This window comes from Rahnella bruchi (assembly GCF_003614975.1).
In the GTDB taxonomy this organism is placed as follows: domain Bacteria; phylum Pseudomonadota; class Gammaproteobacteria; order Enterobacterales; family Enterobacteriaceae; genus Rahnella; species Rahnella bruchi.
Genome location: NZ_QZWI01000013.1, coordinates 131006 through 151286 on the forward strand (window position 1 = coordinate 131006; position 20281 = coordinate 151286).

At 53.1% G+C, this 20281-nt stretch carries 13 protein-coding genes and 1 pseudogene; 3 read left to right on the plus strand and 11 right to left on the minus strand.

Features of this window, described 5'->3' with window-relative positions:
* Positions 1-104 precede the first annotated feature (104 nt).
* The gene (queD, locus tag D5398_RS19470; protein WP_120509094.1) at positions 105-464 is read left to right on the plus strand and encodes a 6-carboxytetrahydropterin synthase QueD; all 360 of its coding nucleotides are present in this window, start codon (positions 105-107) and stop codon (positions 462-464) included.
* Between the two features lie 130 nt (positions 465-594).
* Here queD and queE read toward each other — a convergent pair whose 3' ends face one another.
* The 6 genes from queE to rlmD form a co-directional block, all read right to left on the minus strand.
* Entirely contained in the window at positions 595-1266 is a 672-nt protein-coding gene (gene queE, locus D5398_RS19475) for a 7-carboxy-7-deazaguanine synthase QueE (protein WP_120509095.1), read from the minus strand.
* 167 nt (positions 1267-1433) lie between these two features.
* A complete protein-coding gene (gene eno / locus D5398_RS19480; protein ID WP_120509096.1) occupies positions 1434-2738 on the minus strand; it encodes a phosphopyruvate hydratase in 1305 nt (434 codons plus the stop codon).
* A gap of 75 nt (positions 2739-2813) precedes the next feature.
* Positions 2814-4451, minus strand: coding sequence for a glutamine hydrolyzing CTP synthase (gene pyrG, locus D5398_RS19485; RefSeq protein ID WP_120134238.1), 1638 nt, complete (start codon positions 4449-4451; stop codon positions 2814-2816).
* 348 nt (positions 4452-4799) lie between these two features.
* Positions 4800-5603, minus strand: a complete 804-nt coding sequence (gene mazG / locus D5398_RS19490; RefSeq protein ID WP_120509097.1) for a nucleoside triphosphate pyrophosphohydrolase — start codon at positions 5601-5603, stop codon at positions 4800-4802.
* Positions 5604-5681: 78 nt separating this feature from the next.
* Complete coding sequence (relA, locus tag D5398_RS19495; RefSeq protein WP_120509098.1) at positions 5682-7919, minus strand: GTP diphosphokinase; 2238 nt, start codon at positions 7917-7919, stop codon at positions 5682-5684.
* A 9-nt stretch (positions 7920-7928) separates the two neighbouring features.
* Positions 7929-9293 (minus strand): 23S rRNA (uracil(1939)-C(5))-methyltransferase RlmD, encoded by a 1365-nt coding sequence (gene rlmD / locus D5398_RS19500; RefSeq protein ID WP_120509099.1) that lies wholly within the window; start codon positions 9291-9293, stop codon positions 7929-7931.
* Positions 9294-9357: 64 nt separating this feature from the next.
* On the opposite strand from rlmD, the gene barA reads away from it, so the two are divergent.
* Positions 9358-12108 (plus strand): two-component sensor histidine kinase BarA, encoded by a 2751-nt coding sequence (gene barA / locus D5398_RS19505; protein ID WP_120509100.1) that lies wholly within the window; start codon positions 9358-9360, stop codon positions 12106-12108.
* Positions 12109-12174: 66 nt separating this feature from the next.
* Here the strand turns inward: barA and D5398_RS19510 are convergent, their stop codons facing one another.
* The 5 genes and pseudogenes from D5398_RS19510 to D5398_RS19530 form a co-directional block, all read right to left on the minus strand.
* Entirely contained in the window at positions 12175-13482 is a 1308-nt protein-coding gene (locus D5398_RS19510) for an amino acid deaminase (protein ID WP_120509101.1), read from the minus strand.
* Between the two features lie 117 nt (positions 13483-13599).
* Positions 13600-14739 (minus strand): glycerate kinase, encoded by a 1140-nt coding sequence (locus D5398_RS19515; protein WP_120509102.1) that lies wholly within the window; start codon positions 14737-14739, stop codon positions 13600-13602.
* A 120-nt stretch (positions 14740-14859) separates the two neighbouring features.
* Positions 14860-15747 (minus strand): annotated as a pseudogene (gene garR / locus D5398_RS19520) (2-hydroxy-3-oxopropionate reductase); the annotation flags it as partial.
* 34 nt (positions 15748-15781) lie between these two features.
* Positions 15782-16552 carry a 2-dehydro-3-deoxyglucarate aldolase gene (garL, locus tag D5398_RS19525; protein ID WP_120509104.1) on the minus strand — a complete coding sequence of 257 codons (771 nt, stop codon included), beginning with the start codon at positions 16550-16552 and terminating at the stop codon, positions 15782-15784.
* A 62-nt stretch (positions 16553-16614) separates the two neighbouring features.
* Positions 16615-17961 carry an MFS transporter gene (locus D5398_RS19530; RefSeq protein WP_120509105.1) on the minus strand — a complete coding sequence of 449 codons (1347 nt, stop codon included), beginning with the start codon at positions 17959-17961 and terminating at the stop codon, positions 16615-16617.
* Positions 17962-18527: 566 nt separating this feature from the next.
* On the opposite strand from D5398_RS19530, the gene garD reads away from it, so the two are divergent.
* Positions 18528-20099, plus strand: coding sequence for a galactarate dehydratase (garD, locus tag D5398_RS19535; RefSeq protein ID WP_120509106.1), 1572 nt, complete (start codon positions 18528-18530; stop codon positions 20097-20099).
* Positions 20100-20281: the final 182 nt, after the last annotated feature.

The following is a 20281-nucleotide window of genomic DNA, read 5'->3' on the forward strand; positions in this document are numbered from 1 at the left end:
AGAGTAAAAGTCAGGATTTGGTGAAGAAAAGCGCAGTTAAGTCATGGCACGTAAGCCGGTATTCCGGTACTATGCCGCGTTTTTTCGAGCAACGAGACTGCCTCATGACCACCACATTATTTAAAGATTTTCAGTTCGAAGCCGCCCACCATTTACCGCATGTGCCTGCCGGGCATAAATGCGGCCGGTTGCATGGCCACTCTTTCACCGTCCGTTTAGAGATAACCGGTGAAGTGGATCCGTACACCGGCTGGGTGATGGATTTTGCCGATCTGAAAGCTGCGTTTAATCCGACTCTGGATCGTCTCGATCACTATAACCTGAACGACATTCCGGGCTTAGAAAACCCGACCAGTGAAGTTCTGGCCGCCTGGATCTGGAACGAGATGAAACCTAAGCTGCCACTGCTCAGCGCCGTGCGCGTCAAAGAAACCTGCACAGCGGGCTGCGTTTATAAAGGTTAACGCAAAATACCCAAAATCATTCGTGCTTTATCCAGGCTGCAATTGAATGAATCCCCCGGAGCTGACAATAGTCAGTGACTGGGGTGAATGAAAGCAGCCAATGCAGAGACAGCGCGAAGGATGCAGGGTATTACGCTATGTTGAGATATTTATGTGTCTGCATCGATAGCCGCCAGTTCCTTGCAATGCAGGTCGCAATGCACAGTCTGGTGGCTTCTTCTTTTTGACTGATTGGCTGCAAGGCAATAATCCGCGCTTTACTGTCAGTCAGCGTTTCAAGCAGGGCATCCAGAGCGTCAATATCACGCTGGCGCGCAACAGGATGTTTCACTTCATCAGCACGTTTCAGTGCCTGCGGCAGAATGTCGTAACCGCCACGCATATTCACTTTCGGGGAAACAGTCACCCAGGTATTCACCGAGCAACGTACTTCGTGCGTGCCGCTGGTTTCAATCTGGCAGCTGAAACCGTTTTTTTCCAGCAATGACGTCAGACCGGTAAGATCGTAAATACACGGCTCACCGCCGGTGATCACCACGTGACGTGCGGTGTAACCTTGCTGTGCGATAACGTCGAGCAGTTGTTCTGATGTGGCATTGCCCCAGGCATCACTTTCTTCGGTTTTGACCAGAATGCGCTGCATATCGACTTCCCGATCGGCAATTTTATCCCAGGTGTGTTTGGTATCACACCAGCTGCAACCCACAGGACAGCCCTGCAGGCGAACGAAAATCGCCGGCACGCCGGTAAAATAGCCTTCCCCTTGCAGGGTTTCGAACATCTCATTAATCGGGTACTGCATCGGTTTCTCAGTCATCTCTCAAAAAAATCAGCGCGCATTATCACAGATATGGCCGGTGAGACCAAACTTGTGCTTTAAATGAGTATGGCAGATTTCTGTATCGCCAAATTTTAAGCATAAAAAAACCCGCCGGAGCGGGTTTTTAAGAAAGCGTTACGGGGCAGTAATTACTGACCTTTAACTTCTTTCAGACCGTTGAATGCAGCAGGTGTGCCCGCAGCAGCCAGCGCTTCTTCGATACGGATCAGCTGGTTGTATTTAGCAACACGGTCAGAACGGCTCATAGAACCGGTTTTGATCTGGCCTGCAGCAGTACCAACCGCCAGGTCAGCGATAGTAGCGTCTTCAGTTTCGCCTGAACGGTGAGAGATAACGGCAGTGTAGCCAGCGTCTTTCGCCATTTTGATCGCAGCCAGAGTTTCGGTCAGTGAACCGATCTGGTTGAATTTGATCAGGATGGAGTTAACGATGCCTTTGTCGATACCTTCTTTCAGGATCTTGGTGTTGGTTACGAACAGATCGTCACCCACCAGCTGGATTTTGTCGCCCAGCACTTTAGTCTGGTAAGCAAAGCCAGCCCAGTCAGACTCGTCCAGACCGTCTTCGATAGAAACGATTGGGTACTGTTTAGTCAGGTCTTCCAGGAAGTGAGTGAACTCTTCAGAAGTGAAAGCTTTGTTGCCTTCGCCAGCCAGAACGTATTTGCCATCTTTGTAGAATTCAGATGCCGCACAGTCCATCGCCAGAGTGATATCTTTACCCAGTTCGTAGCCTGCTGCTTTAACCGCTTCAGCGATTACAGCCAGAGCTTCTGCGTTAGAACCCAGGTTTGGCGCGTAGCCACCTTCGTCACCAACAGCAGTGCCCATGCCTTTAGATTTCAGAACTTTAGCCAGGGTGTGGAACACTTCAGAACCCATACGGATGGCTTCTTTCAGAGTTTTTGCGCCAACAGGCTGGATCATGAACTCTTGAATATCAACGTTGTTATCAGCGTGTTCGCCGCCGTTGATGATATTCATCATAGGCAGTGGCATAGAGTATTTGCCTGGGGTGCCGTTCAGTTCTGCGATGTGAGCGTACAGTGGCAGACCTTTAGAAGCAGCAGCCGCTTTAGCAGCAGCCAGGGAAACAGCCAGAATCGCGTTAGCGCCGAAATTAGATTTGTTTTCGGTACCGTCCAGGTCGATCATGATTTTGTCGATGTTAGCCTGGTCTTTCGCGTCTTTACCGATTACAGCCTGAGCGATAGGACCGTTAACCGCAGCAACGGCTTTCAGTACGCCTTTGCCCAGGAAACGGGATTTGTCACCGTCACGCAGTTCCAGCGCTTCGCGGGAACCGGTAGAAGCACCAGACGGCGCAGCAGCCAGACCAACAAAACCACCTTCCAGATGAACTTCAGCTTCTACGGTCGGGTTACCACGGGAGTCGATGATTTCACGACCGATGACTTTAACGATTTTGGACATTAGGATTTCCTCAGTACAAGTTAACTAAAGCTTCGGTTAAACGACGTGTCTGAGACACGTCGCTTCCCCGGTATTTTATTTTACCTGACGCTTCTGATACTCACCGGCAGCCTTCACAAAGCCTGCAAACAACGGATGACCATCACGCGGCGTAGACGTAAATTCTGGATGGAACTGGCAAGCCACAAACCACGGATGGTTAGGCAGCTCGATGATTTCCACCAGTTGCTTATCGCCAGAGCGACCGGCTACGCGCAAACCTGCGGCTTCGATCTGTTTGAGCAGCATATTGTTCACTTCGTAACGGTGACGATGGCGTTCAACTATTGTCGGTTCGCCGTACATCTCACGAACCAGGCTACCGTCGTTCAGGTGGCACTGCTGCCCGCCCACACGCATGGTACCGCCTAAATCACTGTCTTCGGAACGTACTTCAACGTTCCCTTCTTCATCGCGCCATTCGGTGATGAGTGCGACCACCGGGAACTTACAGTCTGGCACAAATTCGGTGGAGTTGGCGTTCTCCATACCCGCAACGTTACGGGCAAACTCAATCAGTGCAACCTGCATACCCAGACAAATGCCCAGGTAAGGGATGTTGTTTTCACGTGCATAACGCGCCGTCGCCACTTTCCCTTCTACACCACGGTAGCCGAAGCCACCCGGGATAAGAATAGCGTCCAGACCTTTCAGCACTTCGACACCACGTGTTTCGACATCCTGAGAATCGATAAGTTTAATGTTCACGGTCAGACGGTTTTTCAGGCCACCGTGTTTGAGCGCTTCAATCACAGATTTATACGCATCTGGCAACTCAATGTACTTACCGACCATACCGATGGTGACTTCACCGCCCGGATTGGCTTCTTCGTAAACTACTTGCTCCCACTCAGCCAGATTGGCTTCCGGGGCGTTGATGCTGAAACGTTTACAAATATAATCGTCTAGGCCCTGAGATTTCAATAGGGCTGGGATTTTATAAATGGAATCAACATCTTTAAGAGATATCACCGCTTTTTCCGGCACGTTACAGAACAGGGCAATTTTCGCACGTTCGTTGGCAGGTACTGCGCGGTCTGAACGGCAGATCAGCACGTCCGGCTGGATACCGATAGACAGCAGTTCTTTTACAGAGTGCTGGGTCGGTTTGGTCTTCACTTCGCCAGCTGCTGCCATGTAAGGCACCAGCGTCAGGTGCATATACAGCGTGTGCTCGCGGCCCACTTCAACCGCCATCTGACGAATCGCTTCCAGGAACGGCAGGGATTCGATATCACCGACAGTACCGCCAATTTCAACCAGCACGACATCGTGGCCTTCGCCGCCTTCAATGATGCGTTCTTTAATGTTGTTGGTGATGTGCGGGATAACTTGAATGGTTGCGCCGAGATAATCGCCACGGCGCTCTTTGCGCAGCACGTCGGAATAAATACGACCCGTGGTGAAGTTGTTGCGGCGAGTCATCTTGGTGCGGATGAAACGCTCGTAGTGACCCAGATCGAGATCGGTCTCAGCGCCATCTTCAGTAACGAAGACTTCGCCGTGTTGAGTTGGGCTCATCGTACCCGGATCCACATTGATATACGGGTCCAGTTTCATGATGGTCACGTTGAGGCCACGGGCTTCGAGAATAGCCGCCAGAGAGGCTGCGGCAATGCCTTTACCCAGAGAGGATACGACCCCGCCGGTCACAAAAATATAATTAGTTGTCATGCTGAACCTGAGAGGTTAGGTTTAAAGATGATGGAGTAACCAAGACGGGAAAACAGTATACCGGAACCTTGTGTGCGCCACAAATAAACGTTTTGCTGCCCATCATCGTTTTCCTTACCGTCAGTTAAGAAGGGTTAACCCTGCCAGCCCTTTTCTCTCATTCTTTCAAAAACAATCAGTTAACTTCAGAAAAGTGCTGAGTTGCTCACATGAACCACTAAAACATCTTAGATTTCAATTTGTTGGACTTTACTGCTCTCAGTTCAGCTTTTTAGCGCCTGAATGACACTGAGCTTAACCGTTTCAGCAGCGCCAGACCTTGTTTCCGATCAAAGTCGGAGAGCGAACTCAGCCTTCCGATTTTTTCACCTGCTGCCAGGCGGCTTCCATCTGGTCAAGTGTAGCATCTTCCATGTTTAAGCCTTTTATGCGGATAATTTCTTCGACCTGACGGAAACGACGCTCAAACTTCCGGTTGGCGGCCTGCAACGCATCTTCTGCTTTGTGACCTAAATGGCGGGACAAATTGACGGTGGCAAACAGCAGATCACCGATTTCCTCGCCGAGCTTGTCTTCGTCGATTACCGCCTGACGCGCTTCAAACATCACTTCATCGATTTCTTCATACACTTTATCGAGCACCGGCCCGAGCGTCGTCCAGTCGAAACCCACATTCGAACAGCGCTTCTGAATTTTGTGCGCTTTCATCAGCGCTGGCAGTGCAGTAGGAATATCATCCAGCGCTGAATGCAGAGATTTCTCCGCCCGTTCTTGCGCCTTGCGAGCTTCCCATTTCACCAGCACATCTTTGCTGCTGGCCTCTTTCGCCCAGGCCGCTTCGTTGCCGAAGATTTGCGGATGGCGGCGCTCTAATTTGTCGGAAATGGCATTGCAGATGTCGTCAAACACAAACAGCCCCTGCTCACTGCCCATTTGCGCGTAGAACACTACCTGAAAGAGCAAATCCCCCAGTTCGTCGCGTACATCGTCGTAGTCTTTACGGGCGATGGCATCCAGCACTTCATAGGTTTCTTCCAGTGTATACGGGGCGATAGTTTCGAAAGTTTGCTCTTTATCCCACGGGCAGCCCGCTTGCGGATCACGGAGGGTTTTCATAATGGTGAGCAGGCGTTGCAAAGAAGAGTCGGTCATGAGATCTGTCCGTTTTAAATAGAGGAATCAAAAACAAAAAAAGAAAAGGCCCGACTGGCGGGCCTTCTTAGAGTTTGATCAGCTGCCGTGAAGTCGCTTGGCTTCAATCACATCCGGCAGCTGGTTCAGTTTGGCAATCACGCGCCCCAGAACCTGCGGGTTGTAGATTTCGATATCCATATCGATGGTCGCCAGCTGTTGCCGCGTATCGCTGCGGCTGGCAACGCCGAGCACGTTGACTTTTTCGTTAGCCAGAATGGTGGTGATATCACGCAGCAAACCGCTGCGATCGTTGGCAACCACACGCACCACCAGCGAATAGCCGCTGGAGTAGCTTTCGCCCCACACGGCGTCCACCACACGTTCCGGCGCATTCGAGCGTAAATCTTCCAGCTGATCACAATCGGCGCGGTGGATTGAAATCCCGCGGCCCTGAGTGATGTAACCGACGATTTCGTCACCCGGAATCGGCTGGCAGCAGCGCGCAATGTGGTGCATCAGATTACCGACGCCTTCCACCACCACGCGGCCATTATCCTTACTGCGGGTTGGTGGCGGCGTGGTTTTCTGCGTCAGCTGGCGCAGCGCTTCTTTATCCAGTTCTTCCGCGCTCGGCTTTTTCAGCTGCGATTGCAGGAAGTTGACCATCTGGTTGATGCGGATATCACCGTTGCCAATCGCCGCCAGCACTTCATCCAGCGAGTTGACGTTATAGCGCGGCAGCAGCAGTTTCTCGGCATCTTTGATGCTGATATCCAGCCTGTCCAGCTCGTCATCGAGGATTTGCTTACCGGCAATAATGTTTTTATCGCGATCCTGTTTACGGAACCAGTTTTGAATTTTTGAGCGCCCGCGGCTGGTCGTGACGTAGCCCAGACTCGGGTTCAGCCAGTCGCGGCTTGGGTTCGCGTGCTTCTGGGTGATAATTTCAATCTGATCGCCCATCTGCAACTGATAGGTAAACGGCACGATGCGCCCGCCGATTTTCGCCCCGATGCAACGGTGACCCACATCGCTGTGGATGTGGTAAGCGAAGTCGAGCGGCGTTGAGCCCATCGGCAGATCGATAACATCGCCTTTTGGTGTAAACACGTACACGCGGTCGTCGAAGACCTGGCTGCGCACTTCGTCGAGCATTTCGCCCGAATCGGCCATTTCTTCCTGCCACGCGATCAGTTTACGCAACCAGGCGATGCGCCCTTCGTAACCACCGCTGCGGCCACCGACCACGGCAGTGCCTTCTTTGTATTTCCAGTGCGCCGCGACGCCCAGTTCGGCATCTTCATGCATCTGTCGGGTACGGATTTGCACTTCCAGCGTTTTACCGCGCGGTCCTAATACCACGGTGTGAATCGACTGATAACCGTTGGGTTTCGGGTTAGCGACGTAATCGTCGAACTCATCCGGCAGATGGCGGAAATGGGTGTGCACAATCCCTAACGCGGCGTAGCAATCCTGCAAACGCTCCACCACGATACGCACGGCGCGCACGTCGAAGAGCTCGTCGAAGGACAGGGATTTTTTCTGCATCTTGCGCCAGATGCTGTAGATATGTTTCGGGCGGCCATAGACATCAACTTTGATGCCCTCTTCCGCCATCGCATTTTTTACCGTCGAAACAAAGTCGTCGATGTACTGCTCACGATCGATGCGACGCTCGTGCAGCAGTTTGGCAATGCGTTTGTATTCGTCAGGATGCAGATAACGGAAGCAGAAATCTTCCAGCTCCCATTTCAGCTGACCGATACCCAGACGGTTCGCCAGCGGCGCATAAATATTGGTACATTCTTTCGCTGCCAGAACACGTTCTTCTTCCGGCGCATCTTTCACTTCGCGCAGGTGTGCGATACGTTCGGCAAGTTTGAGCACCACGCAGCGGAAATCTTCCACCATCGCCAGCAGCATACGGCGGACGTTGTCCACCTGCTCGGAGGCCATGGAGTCATTTTGCGTGGCTTTCAGCTGGCGGATGGCGTCCATATCACGCACGCCGTGCACCAGATCGGTGATGCCTTTGCCAAACTGTTGGGTCAGAGTGTCTTCGTCGATGATGCCGTCATCAACCAGCGGGAACAGCAGCGCCGCGCGCATACTGTCGTTATCCATGCTGAGGGTCGAGAGGATTTCGACCATCTCGAGGCCGCGCCACAGCAGCAGCGAGGCGTCAGGATGGCCCTGCGTTTGTTGCTCGCAGTAGCGCCAGGTTTCGGCTAAACGCTCACATGATTGCTGGCTGGACAGTCCTAAACTGTTAATCCAGTCGTCGAGCGCGAACTCGCCAGCCGTGTTCAGATGTGCACTTCTTACCGCAACCATACCCTCTCCCTACGTTTCTGACACAACGCCTGTGTCAGACGGGTTGATAAACAGAGCCATCGATTCAAGGTGCCCGGTGTGCGGGAACATATCCAGCATACGCACCTGAGCTAAACGATAGCCCGCCTCCAACAAAATTTTACTGTCCCGCGCCAATGTTGTGGGGTTGCAAGAGACATACACCACACGCGCCGGGGCAAGCTTAACGATATGCGCCATCACGCCAGCAGCGCCGCCCCGCGCCGGATCCAGCAAGATTTTATTGAAACCTTGCGCCGCCCAGGGTTGTTTACTGACGTCATCCTCCAGATTTTCGTGGAAGAAAGACGCATTTTCTAATCCATTATTCCGGGCATTATCTTGCCCATTCGCCACCAGTGTAGCAACACCTTCGACGCCGACAACCTGCTTAGCTCTTTTTGCCAGCGGCAGAGTGAAATTCCCCATTCCGCAGAACAAATCCAGCACCCTGTCTTCCGGCGTCAGTTCAAGCCATTGCAAGGCCTGTGCCACCATTTGCTGGTTAACGACATCATTGACCTGAATAAAATCGCGCGGACCAAATTTTAGATTCAAACCATCAATCTGATAATAAGGAGTTTCGCCGCATAAACGTTCCAGCGTGTCGCTGTCAGGCGCCAGAAAAATCGTTAAGTGATGTTGCGCCGCAAACGCCATCAGGCGCGCGCGATCCGCTTCTCTGAGCGGATCAAGATGACGCAGCACCATCAGCGGCCCCTTATCTGCCAGCACCAGTTCCAAATGCCCGAGGCGCTTCGCCGCCGTCAGCGAGGACAAACATTCCTGCACCGGTACCAGCAGCTGTTCCAGTTCCGGCCGAAGCACCGGACAACGGGTGATCCCCACCAGGTCATTGGATCCTTCCTGACGAAATCCCATCACCAGCGGTCCGTTCCCCGGTTTTCGTCCCGGTTTCGCGCCAGCTGTCTGTAATCCCAGACGCGCACGACGACGGTAGCCCCATTGCGGACCGGCAATCACCGGCTGAGGCTCGGCCACAACCCCGGTTTCCTGCGAAATCAGGCGCAGCAATGACGCGGATTTGCTGCTCTGTTGCAGCGTCTCGCTGACATGCTGTTGCTGACAACCACCGCAGACCGAATAGTGCGGACACACCGGTTTCACGCGATCAGCGCTGGTGGTAAGCAAACGTTTCACGCGCCCCCTGGCGTACTTACTTTTATCTTCTGTTAAAGTGACTTCTGCCTGTTCACCAGGTAGTAAACCACTGACAAACACGGCTTTGCCGTTATGGCGCGCGACGCCCTGCCCGAAAGCATCAAGGTCGGTAGCGGTCACAGTTATCGTTTGCCGGGTCGTCACGCGGCGGTTCGGAGAGTAGAATTGAGCCATTATTGTCGATTACACGCTGGTTTATTAAGCTTAGCTGGAGCTAATTCTCCCACATTGGAACCCCATGACCAAATATAGCCTTCGCGCACGGATGATGATCCTGATTCTGGCACCGACTTTAATGATCGGTTTGCTGCTCAGCACTTTCTTTGTAGTGCATCGCTACAACGAATTGCAGAATCAGCTGACAGAAGCCGGAGCCAGTATTATCGAGCCTCTGGCGGTCGCGAGCGAATATGGTATGACGTTCCGTGAACGCGAACCGGTTAAGCGCCTGATCAGCCGCCTGCACCGCAATCATTCAGATATTGTGCGCAGCATCAGCGTGTTCGATGGCGACAATAAACTCTTTGCCAGCTCAACAACTCAGCATGACAGCACTCAGTTGCAGGTGAAACGCGTGGAAGATATTCCCAGTGACATCACCAAGGAACGTTCCGGCGATGCGCTGATCTTACGCACGCCTATTCAGGCCGAAAACCATACGGAAACCGACGACGCGTCTTTCAGCGCTTCGCCTGATCACAAGTTAGGTTACATCGCCATTGAACTGGATTTACGTTCGGTCAAACTGGCGCAGTATCAGGAAGCGTTCGTTTCCAGCATGTTGCTGCTGCTGTGTCTGGGTATCGCCACGCTGTTTGCTTACCGCCTGATGCGCGACGTCACCGGTCCAATCCGCAATATGGTCAATACCGTTGACCGTATCCGCCGCGGGCAGCTCGACAGCCGCGTGGAAGGCACTATGCCGGGCGAACTGAGCATGCTGAAAAACGGTATCAACTCGATGGCGATGTCGCTGACGGCGTATCACGAAGAAGTGCAGCAGAACATCGATCAGGCAACGTCAGACTTGCGCGAAACACTGGAACAAATGGAAATCCAGAACGTTGAGCTGGATCTGGCGAAAAAACGTGCGCAGGAAGCGGCGCGTATCAAGTCTGAATTCCTGGCCAATATGTCTCATGAGCTGCGTACCCCGCTCAACGGCGTAATTGGCTTTACCCGTCAGACGCTGAAAACCCCGCTATCCCCGACGCAGGCTGATTATCTGCAAACTATTGAACGTTCGGCGAATCATCTGCTGACCATCATTAATGACGTGCTGGATTTCTCAAAACTGGAAGCCGGCAAACTGGTACTGGAACATATTCCGTTCTCGCTGCGTGAAATGCTTGATGAAGTGGTGATTTTGTTGGCGCATACCGCTCACGATAAAGGGCTGGAGCTGACGCTGAATGTTCACAACAATGTGCCGGAAAACGTGCTCGGCGATCCGATGCGCATGCAGCAAGTCGTCACTAACTTGCTGGGAAATGCGATTAAATTCACGGAAACCGGCAATATTGATATCAACGTGGAACTGCGCTCACAGAACAATTTACAGGCTGAACTGGAAGTCCAAATTCACGACACCGGCATCGGGATTTCCGAACGTCAGCAGTCGCAGTTGTTCCAGGCTTTCCGTCAGGCAGATGCCAGCATTTCACGCCGCCACGGTGGTACCGGTTTAGGGCTGGTGATCACTCAGCGGCTGGTGAAGGAAATGGGCGGCGATATCAGCTTCTACAGCCAGATCAATCGCGGTTCGACCTTCTGGTTCCACGTCACGCTGGAGCTCAATGAAAACCGCCACATCACACCGGTTTCAATGAGTCATCTTGAAGGTAAACGTCTGGCGTATGTCGAAGCCAACCCCGCTGCCGCAAAAGCGACGATGGAAATCCTGCAGGCCACTCCGCTGGATATCACTCACCGCACCACGCTGGCGGCGCTTCCTGACGCGTCTTACGACATCATGTTGTGCAGCATTCCGGTGAAACCCGATCAGGCTCTTTCCGATTACGACAGTAAACTGCAAAGAGTGTTCAGCATGACCCAGCATCTGTTGCTGGCGCTGCCGAGCCAGTTCCAGGTGGATGCCGAAGAACTGAAACGCCGCGGTGTCGAGGCGTGTCTAATCAAACCGATGTCGAGCATCCGTTTACTGCCTCTGTTACTGAAAGAGCAGCAGGCATCGGTACGGGTGATCAACAGTGATGAGAACAAAACGTCACGCCTGCCCCTGACCGCAATGGCGGTGGATGACAATCCGGCTAACCTCAAACTGATAGGCGCGTTGCTGGAAGAGCTGGTAGAAACCACCGTGCTGTGTCACAGCGGTGAAGAAGCGATTGAAGTTGCGCGACATACTGACCTCGACATTATTCTGATGGATATTCAGATGCCGGATATCGACGGTATCCGCGCCAGCGAAATCATTCATCAGATGGCGCGTCACGCCAAAACGCCGGTGGTGGCGGTCACGGCGCACTCGCTCAGCGGTGAGCGCGAGCAGTTGCTGAAACTGGGTATGGACGATTATCTGTCGAAGCCGATTGATGAAAGTATGCTGAAAAACGTGCTGTCACGGCATCAGACTCACCAGACGCAGCTGGATTCACCGTTGCAGGCCAGGGAAGAACTTGCGCCGATCAGCACGCTCGACTGGCAGCTGGCATTAAGTCAGTCGGCCAATAAAGTGGCGCTGGCGCAGGACTTGCTGCAAATGCTGGTGGAGTTCCTGCCGCAGGTGGCCGAACGCGTTGAGGCAGTAACACGCGGCGAACCAGACGACGATATTCTGGCGCTTATCCACAAGCTGCACGGCAGTTGCAGTTACAGCGGCGTACCGCGCCTGAAACAGCTGTGTTTCTACATCGAACAACAGCTGCGTCAGGGCGTGAAAGTGGAAACACTGGAACCGGAATGGTTTGAACTGCTCGATGAAATCGACAATGTGAAGCGCGCAGCAGTAGCCTATTTACCGAGATAACATCCTGCGACAATTAGCAAAACGCCCGGCTCAGTCCGGGCGTATTTTTTGTTCAAAATTCAGATATCAGAACCAGGTCGTCACCGCGCCGGTCACATCCCACTGCTCGTTCACCAGCAGCAGCTGACGCCATTTGTCAAAAGTCAGGCACGGATGGCTGATATCAAAAACCAGCATGTCGCCCACTTTCAGATCGGCGTTTTCCGGTATCGACATAAACGCGTGTTGATCCATCATCGAGAAGACTTTCCACTCTTCAGGCGCAGGGACTACCGTGGTGTAACCCGCCTGTGTTGCGCTGCGCGGACGAAAATGTCCGGCGGCTTTCGGGTATCCGGCGTCATAACCGGCATCACGCTTACCGAAAGCGATAATCGCCCTGCCCGGCTCCGGCAACGACTGCACCGCTGCCCAGACCTGCAACGCAGGCTGTAAACTGCTGTTCATCTCGCGCGCTACCGGATTACTGGTTTGCATCCGCACAAGCGCCGCCTGATACGCGCCGACATCATGAGTCACATAACAACCTGAACGCAGGATAATATCGAGCGTATAGCGTTTATCAGCATCCAGATGTGTTTCTTCCCGCGTCAGTTCTTCTGCCACCACATCGAACCAGGCGGAACCGGCTCCGGTTAAAATCACCTGTGGCTCGGCGAATTCTCCGGCCTGGGCCAGCACTTGCGTACGGGTCATCACATGGCGCAGAAAACCGCGGATCACCGCCTCGTCATTGCTGACACCTTCGTAAAGCTCAACGCCTACCAGCGCCAGCGACTGCGGCCAGCGTTTTACTGCCGCCAGCACATCGGCTTCCTGTTCATCTGTGCGGATGCCGGTTCTGCCGCCCGCAATACCGTATTCAAACATCACGCGCAGTTTCAGCTGCTGGCTGGCAAAGTAATGGCCGAGCGCGTCGGCGTTATTGGCCGAATCCACAATGCAGGTGAAATCGAAAGCCGGGTCTTCACGCATCAGCCCGGCGATCATCGCCATATTGCCTTTGCCGACCAGCTGATTGGCCATAATCACTTTGCGCACGCCATGCGCGAACGCCGCGTTGACCTGCGGCGCCGTCGCCAGCGTAATGCCCCATGCGCCAAATTTGAGCTGCATCTGATACAGCTCAGGGCTCATGGTGGTTTTGCCGTGAGGTGCCAGTTTCAGCTGATAGCGCTGGATAAATTCGCGCATCCAGGAAAGATTGTGTTCGACTCTCTCTTCGAGCAGCACCGCGACCGGCAGGCTGACGTCTTCACGCAGAATATTCCAGCCCTGCCCGCGGATATCGCCCTTGCGCGCGCCGGCGCTCAGCGGCCCCAATCCCTTTGTCAGGGTATTTACCGGCTGCTGTGAAAAATCAATCTCTGACATACGTGTTTTCTCTCTGGCGGATGTTTCTAAAACCTATCGTAAAAACCGCGGAAATAAAATACAAAAACCGGCGCAGGGATGGCCTGAACGCCGGTTTTTTTAACTGACTGCTGCCGGTCAGAGTTTTTGCGATAACTTAATAGTCGCGGCAATATTGCGCGCGGATTTACGCAGGTTGTCGGCGGCATTTTTCAGGGCGTCATCCAGCGTACAAATGCTGTAAAGCACACTGAAAACGGCGTCCAGCCCGTGGTCATAAACCACATCCACATCTTTTGTCAGACTACCGGCGATACCAATCACCGGTTTGTTATAGCGCTTCGCCACCCGCGCCACACCAATCGGCACTTTGCCGTTCACGCTCTGGCTGTCGATACGCCCTTCGCCGGTGATCACAAGCGTCGCGTCTTTCACCAGTTCATCCAACCCGAGCGCGTCGGTCACAATCTCAATCCCCTGACGTAATTCCGCATGACAGAATCCGTAAAGTGCCGCGCCCATGCCGCCCGCCGCACCTGCGCCGGGAACATGCTCAACATCAATGCCCAGATCCTTTTTGATCACTTGTGCATAATGATGCAGATAACCATCGAGCTGTTCGATCATCTCCGGTGTCGCGCCTTTTTGCGGACCAAAGATGGCAGATGCGCCGTCCTTACCGGTCAGCGGATTGGTCACATCACATGCGACTTCAAACCGACATTTTTTTATCCTTTCGTCCAGACCGCTGATATCAATATGATGCAGCTTTTCCAGCTCGCCGCCGCCCTGACCAATCTGCCTGCCCTCTTTGGTCAGCAGTTTTGCGCCGAGTGCCTGCATCATGCCTGCGCCGCCGTCATTGGTCGCGCTGCCGCCAATGCCGATGATGCAATGTTTCACGCCATGATCGAGCGCTGAATGGATAAGTTCACCCGTGCCGTAAGACGTGGTTTTCAGCGGATTACGTTGCGCAGGCGGAACGCTTTCCAGCCCGCTGGCCGCCGCCATTTCGATAAAAGCGATTTTCTCATCACCTGACAATCCGAAAAACGCTTCGATCGGTTTCCCCAGTGGCCCGGTGACATTCACTTTAACGACGCGGCCTCCGGTGGCGGCCACCATCGCCTCAACCGTGCCTTCGCCGCCGTCGGCAACCGGCAGTTTCACGTACTCCGCCTCGGGGAAAATCTCACGGAAACCACTTTCGATGGCTTTTGCCACATCCAAAGCAGACAAACTTTCTTTGTATGAATCCGGTGCGATCACTATTTTCATAAAGTCATTACCTTCATAAACTGCACGCGCCGATGTGGAAAAGCGTCCTGTCAGTTTTGCATCCTGCCTGAAGGGCAACGCGAAGCGAGTCTCAACTCAGGGTCGCGCTGCCGCCGCAGACTAACGGGTAACTTCAACCTTCGCTAAGGTTTCATAATAGCGTGCAATGGCGCTATGGTCAGATTGCCCGTGACCATCCGCTTTCAGTGCCTGCATCATTTCCATGACCAGCGAGGTCAGAGGCAGTTGAGCACCGACGCCGTGTGAGGTGTCCAGTGCGTTGGCTAAATCTTTGATGTGCAAATCAATACGGAAACCCGGTTTGAAGTTGCGATCCATCACCATTGGCGCTTTTGCTTCCAGCACGGTGCTGCCAGCCAATCCGCCACGAATCGCCTGGAAAACTAATTCAGGATCCACGCCCGCTTTGGTCGCCAGTACCAGTGCTTCAGACATGGCGGCAATATTCAGCGCCACAATCACCTGATTCGCCAGTTTGGTCACGTTGCCTGCGCCGATGTCACCGGTATGTACCACAGAACCCGCCATCGCTTTCATGATCTCAAAGCATTTATCGAACACCGCTTTGTCGCCGCCCACCATTACGGACATCGTGCCGTCGATAGCTTTTGGCTCTCCGCCGGAGACCGGCGCATCGAGCATAGCGATTTGCTTAGCGGCCAGCGCCTGACTGATTTCGCGGCTGGCCAGCGGTGCGATAGAACTCATGTCGATTAGAATAGTGCCCGGACGCGCGCCTTCAATCAGACCATTTTCGCCCAGCGCCACTTCTTTCACCTGCGGCGAGTTTGGCAGCATGGTGATAATGACGTCAGAGACCGCAGCCACAGCTTTTGGCGTATCTGCCGCCGTTGCGCCCAGTTTGACGATTTCACCGACGGTATCGAGATTGCGATCCATCACAACCAGCTCATAACCTGCTTTCAGCAAGTTTTTGCTCATAGGCTTGCCCATGATGCCTAAACCAATAAAGCCAATTTTCATTCCGGTATCCTCTGTTTTTTGATGTTATGAGAGCTGATCACTTGGTGAAGCGATCGCACAGCGCCTGCGTACCTGCACGGAAAACGCCTAAATCACTGCCGACGGCCACGAAGGTCGCGCCCCATTCCAGATAGCGACGGGCGTCCGCTTCAACCGGTGCCAGAATGCCGCCAGGTTTCCCGTGCGCTTTAGCACGCGCAAAGATGTGGCGAATGGCAGCCTGAACGTCAGGGTGTCCGGCGTTGCCAAGATGTCCCATGCCTGCGGCCAGATCGCTCGGCCCGACGAAAATACCGTCGATGCCGTCTGTTGCGGCAATAGCGTCAAGGTTATCAACGCCCTGCTGGCTTTCGATTTGCACCATCACTGCGATGTTGTCGTTGATGCTGGTGAAGTAATCCGGCACGGTACCGAACATGTTGCTGCGATGCGAAACAGACACGCCACGGATGCCCGCAGGCGGATAACGCGTCGATGCCACGGCCAGCTCGGCCTGTTCCTGTGTTTCCACAAACGGGATCAGGAAGTTATAGAAACCGATATCCAGCAGACGCTTAATCACCACCGGATCATTAAATTGCGGACGTACCACCGGCGCGCTGCGACTGCCTTTCAGCGCCATCAGCTGCGGTACAAAAGTGGTCACATCGTTTGGCGCATGTTCGCCATCGAGCAGCAACCAGTCAAAACCCGCCACGCCGAGCACTTCGGTAGTAATCGGGCTGCACAGGGCTGACCAGCAACCGATCAGCGTTTTCCCCTGCAGCAAGTCCTGGCGGAACCGGTTTGGAATCATTTGATTACTCATATCTGGTATCTGACCTCATCAAAGGGGCAGAGCCGGAAGTCCGGAATGCCCGCATCAAAAATTTACTGTTTCTTAAGTTCGAGACGTTTGATATCGCCGACCACCAGCAGGTAGCAAAGCATCGCCATCAGTGCTGAACAGCCCACAAAAATTAATGCCATATTGAAAGAGTGCAGACCTTTCACCATGTAGCCGATAACCAGCGGCGTGACGATGGAGGCCACGTTTCCGAATACGTTGAAGATGCCGCCGCACAGACCGATGACTTCTTTAGGCGCGGTATCGGCAATTACCGGCCAGCCCAGCGCACCAAAGCCTTTGCCGAAGAACGCCAGCGCCATCAGGGTGACGACCAGTACGTTGTTGTCGGTGTAGTTACACAAAATGATGCTGGTGGCTAACAACATGCCCAGCACGATAGGAATTTTTCGCGCCACCGTCAGCGAGAAACCGCGTCTGATCAGGAAATCTGAAAACACACCGCCCAGCACGCCGCCCGCAAAACCGCACAGCGCCGGGATTGCTGCAATCATCCCGACTTTAAGAATAGACATACCCTTTTCCTGCACCAGATAGATCGGGAACCAGGTCAGGAAGAACCAGGTAATGCTGTTAATAAAATACTGACCGAAGAAGATCCCAAGCATCATGCGGCTGCTCAACATCTGGCGTACGTAGCTCCATTTCGGGCCACTTTTTGCGGTGTCAGTTTTCTTATGATCGATATCTACTACCGCGCCGCCATCTTTCAGAAACTCCAGCTCACTTTTGGAAATATTCGGATGCTCAGGCGGATTATGAATAAATTTGATCCACACCAGCGTCAGTACAAAACCAATGACACCCATAACGATGAAGACATGTTCCCAGCCCCAGGCGTAAGTCAGCCAGCCGAGCAATGGCGAGAACAACGCCAGTGAGAAATATTGTGCAGAGTTAAAAATCGCCGAGGCGGTGCCGCGTTCCGTGGTCGGGAACCAGGCCGCCACAATGCGGGCGTTCGCCGGGAAAGAAGGCGCTTCGGAGAAGCCGAGCATGAAGCGCAGGATAAACAGCGTCAGCGCGCCGTACGCCAGCGGGAACCAGCCAACGAAGCCCTGTAATAAAGTGAACAGCGACCAGAAAAACAGGCTGTAGGTATAGACTTTCTTCGAACCGAACTTGTCCAGCAGCCATCCGCCCGGTAGCTGCATAATCAGATACGCCCAGCCGAAAGCGGCAAAGATTTGTCCCATATCCGCAGCATCAAGGCCCAGCTCGCGCGCGACTTCGGTTCCTGCAATGGAAAGCGTTGCACGGTCGGCATAGTTCACCGCCGTGATTAAAAAGATAATCAGCAGAATATAGTAACGAATATGTGTCCGTACCTTACTTTGCGCGATTGTCCGTGACTGAGATTGAATGTTCATGGTGACCTTCATTGTAATATTGAAAAAAATCTTTCAGGAAATTCACCGTTGTTTAAATAACACCCGTCATTCATCTGCGTTATTCATCGTATACTTTCTTTATAAGAAATACCTTATACGAAATGGAGAACTCACCCTTTATTAATCTTTGTACGAAATTTACCTGTATTACTTTAAACGTCACCTTCAGAGGGCTAATACAGTATAAAAAAGCCCCCCCGAAATAACACTGTGCATTCGCCCAAGAATATAGCAGATAATTGTGACTATTCTTTTGCATCCTCACATCGGCGTGGGAGGAAAATCACAGATTATCCCGCACTGATGACCGCGCAATGTAAAGGGTGATACTCATCACATTTATTCTGTCACCTGCCCCACAGAATGATGTTATACCGGTAAAAAGCTGGTCAGTTGCACAATGAGGTTGGAGGAAGACTGTCTTATAATGAGCGTCATATCTTGTATTGCCAGAGCATGTTTTTGAGAAACGTCGTTAAGCGTCAACTTCAGAGAATTAACCGGAACCTTTTGTTCCGGGATGTTTAATAAACGCGGAGACAGTTATGTCACGTAATAAAGATAAAGAACATGCAACCGAAGCGCTTTTCATTAAGGTTCATGAAAGCGACAACGTTGCCATTATTGTCAACGATAACGGTTTAAAAGCCGGCACCCGATTTTCTAATGGTCTGGAATTAATTGAGCATATTCCGCAAGGCCATAAAGTCGCTTTAGATCCCATTGCCAAAGGTGGCGATATTATTCGTTATGGTGAAGTCATCGGTTATGCCGTGCGCAATATTGCACAGGGTGGCTGGATTGATGAATCCCTGGTGGAATTGCCCGTCGCACCGGAGCTGAACAGCCTGCCGCTGGCCACGCGCGTTCCGCCAGCCTTGCCGCCGCTGGAAGGCTATACCTTCGAAGGCTACCGCAATGCGGACGGCAGCGTAGGCACCAAAAATCTTCTTGGGATTACCACCAGCGTACACTGCGTGGCGGGCGTGGTGGATTATGTAGTCAAAATCATTGAGCGTGATTTACTGCCGAAATTCCCTAACGTCGATGGCGTTGTCGCGCTGAACCATTTATACGGCTGCGGCGTGGCGATTAACGCTCCGGCAGCGGTGGTGCCCATCCGCACGATCCACAATCTGGCACTGAATCCGAATTTTGGCGGCGAAGTCATGGTTGTCGGTTTAGGTTGCGAGAAGTTGCAGCCGGAACGCTTACTGGAAGGCACGCCGGACGTGCAGGCTATTTCGCTCGACGATACTCACATTGTACGTTTGCAGGATGAACAGCATGTCGGCTTCCAGTCGATGGTGGATGATATCCTGACCGTCGCACAATTCCATCTGGAACGGCTGAACCGTCGTCAGCGCGAAACCTGCCCGGCGTCTGATCTGGTTGTCGGTACCCAGTGTGGCGGCAGCGATGCGTTTTCCGGTGTGACCGCTAACCCTGCCGTCGGTTACGCATCGGATCTGCTGGTACGTTGTGGCGCGACCGTGATGTTCTCAGAAGTGACTGAGGTTCGCGACGCCATCCACTTACTGACGCCGCGTGCCGCCGATGTTGAAGTAGGCAAACGTCTGCTGGAAGAAATGGCCTGGTACGATGATTATCTGTCTATGGGCCAGACTGACCGAAGCGCCAACCCGTCTCCGGGCAACAAGAAAGGCGGGCTGGCCAACGTGGTCGAGAAAGCCTTGGGTTCTATCGCAAAATCCGGCACCAGCGCGATTTCAGAAGTGTTGTCGCCGGGTCAGCGTCCGACCAAAAAAGGGCTGATTTACGCCGCAACGCCAGCCAGTGATTTTGTCTGCGGCACACAACAGCTGGCTTCCGGCATTACCGTGCAGGTATTTACCACCGGTCGCGGTACGCCATACGGGCTACTGGCAGTCCCGGTAATTAAAATGGCGACGCGTACCACACTTGCCAACCGCTGGCACGACCTGATGGACATCAACGCCGGGACCATTGCGACAGGGGATGCAACTATCGAAGATGTAGGGTGGGAGCTGTTCCACTTTATTCTTGATATCGCCAGCGGCCGCAAGAAAACCTGGTCAGACACCTGGGGTATCCACAATGCGCTGGCGGTGTTTAACCCGGCACCGGTGACCTGAGTTTCCGGCTATTTCATCTGAGCAAAACTGCCCACCGTGCAAACCACAGTGGGCGTTTTCTTTGCGCAAAACATTCATATATTTCACTCCTGCTTAAATCAGAATTCTTTGTGACTCCCCTCGCAGTTTACTCCTCTCATCAGGTCTACCCTCGTCCCACACCTTATTTATCATCTTGATTT

Bases quoted from the DNA above. Each gene is read 5' to 3' on its own strand.
- garD (WP_120509106.1), top strand. From the start codon at position 18,528: ATGTCACGTAATAAAGATAAAGAACATGCAACCGAAGCGCTTTTCATT.
- mazG (WP_120509097.1), bottom strand. From the start codon at position 5,603: ATGACCGACTCTTCTTTGCAACGCCTGCTCACCATTATGAAAACCCTC.
- D5398_RS19530 (WP_120509105.1), bottom strand. From the start codon at position 17,961: ATGAACATTCAATCTCAGTCACGGACAATCGCGCAAAGTAAGGTACGG.
- eno (WP_120509096.1), bottom strand. From the start codon at position 2,738: ATGTCCAAAATCGTTAAAGTCATCGGTCGTGAAATCATCGACTCCCGT.
- D5398_RS19510 (WP_120509101.1), bottom strand. From the start codon at position 13,482: ATGTCAGAGATTGATTTTTCACAGCAGCCGGTAAATACCCTGACAAAG.
- D5398_RS19515 (WP_120509102.1), bottom strand. From the start codon at position 14,739: ATGAAAATAGTGATCGCACCGGATTCATACAAAGAAAGTTTGTCTGCT.
- garL (WP_120509104.1), bottom strand. From the start codon at position 16,552: ATGAGTAATCAAATGATTCCAAACCGGTTCCGCCAGGACTTGCTGCAG.
- rlmD (WP_120509099.1), bottom strand. From the start codon at position 9,293: ATGGCTCAATTCTACTCTCCGAACCGCCGCGTGACGACCCGGCAAACG.
- relA (WP_120509098.1), bottom strand. From the start codon at position 7,919: ATGGTTGCGGTAAGAAGTGCACATCTGAACACGGCTGGCGAGTTCGCG.
- queD (WP_120509094.1), top strand. From the start codon at position 105: ATGACCACCACATTATTTAAAGATTTTCAGTTCGAAGCCGCCCACCAT.
- queE (WP_120509095.1), bottom strand. From the start codon at position 1,266: ATGCAGTACCCGATTAATGAGATGTTCGAAACCCTGCAAGGGGAAGGC.
- pyrG (WP_120134238.1), bottom strand. From the start codon at position 4,451: ATGACAACTAATTATATTTTTGTGACCGGCGGGGTCGTATCCTCTCTG.
- barA (WP_120509100.1), top strand. From the start codon at position 9,358: ATGACCAAATATAGCCTTCGCGCACGGATGATGATCCTGATTCTGGCA.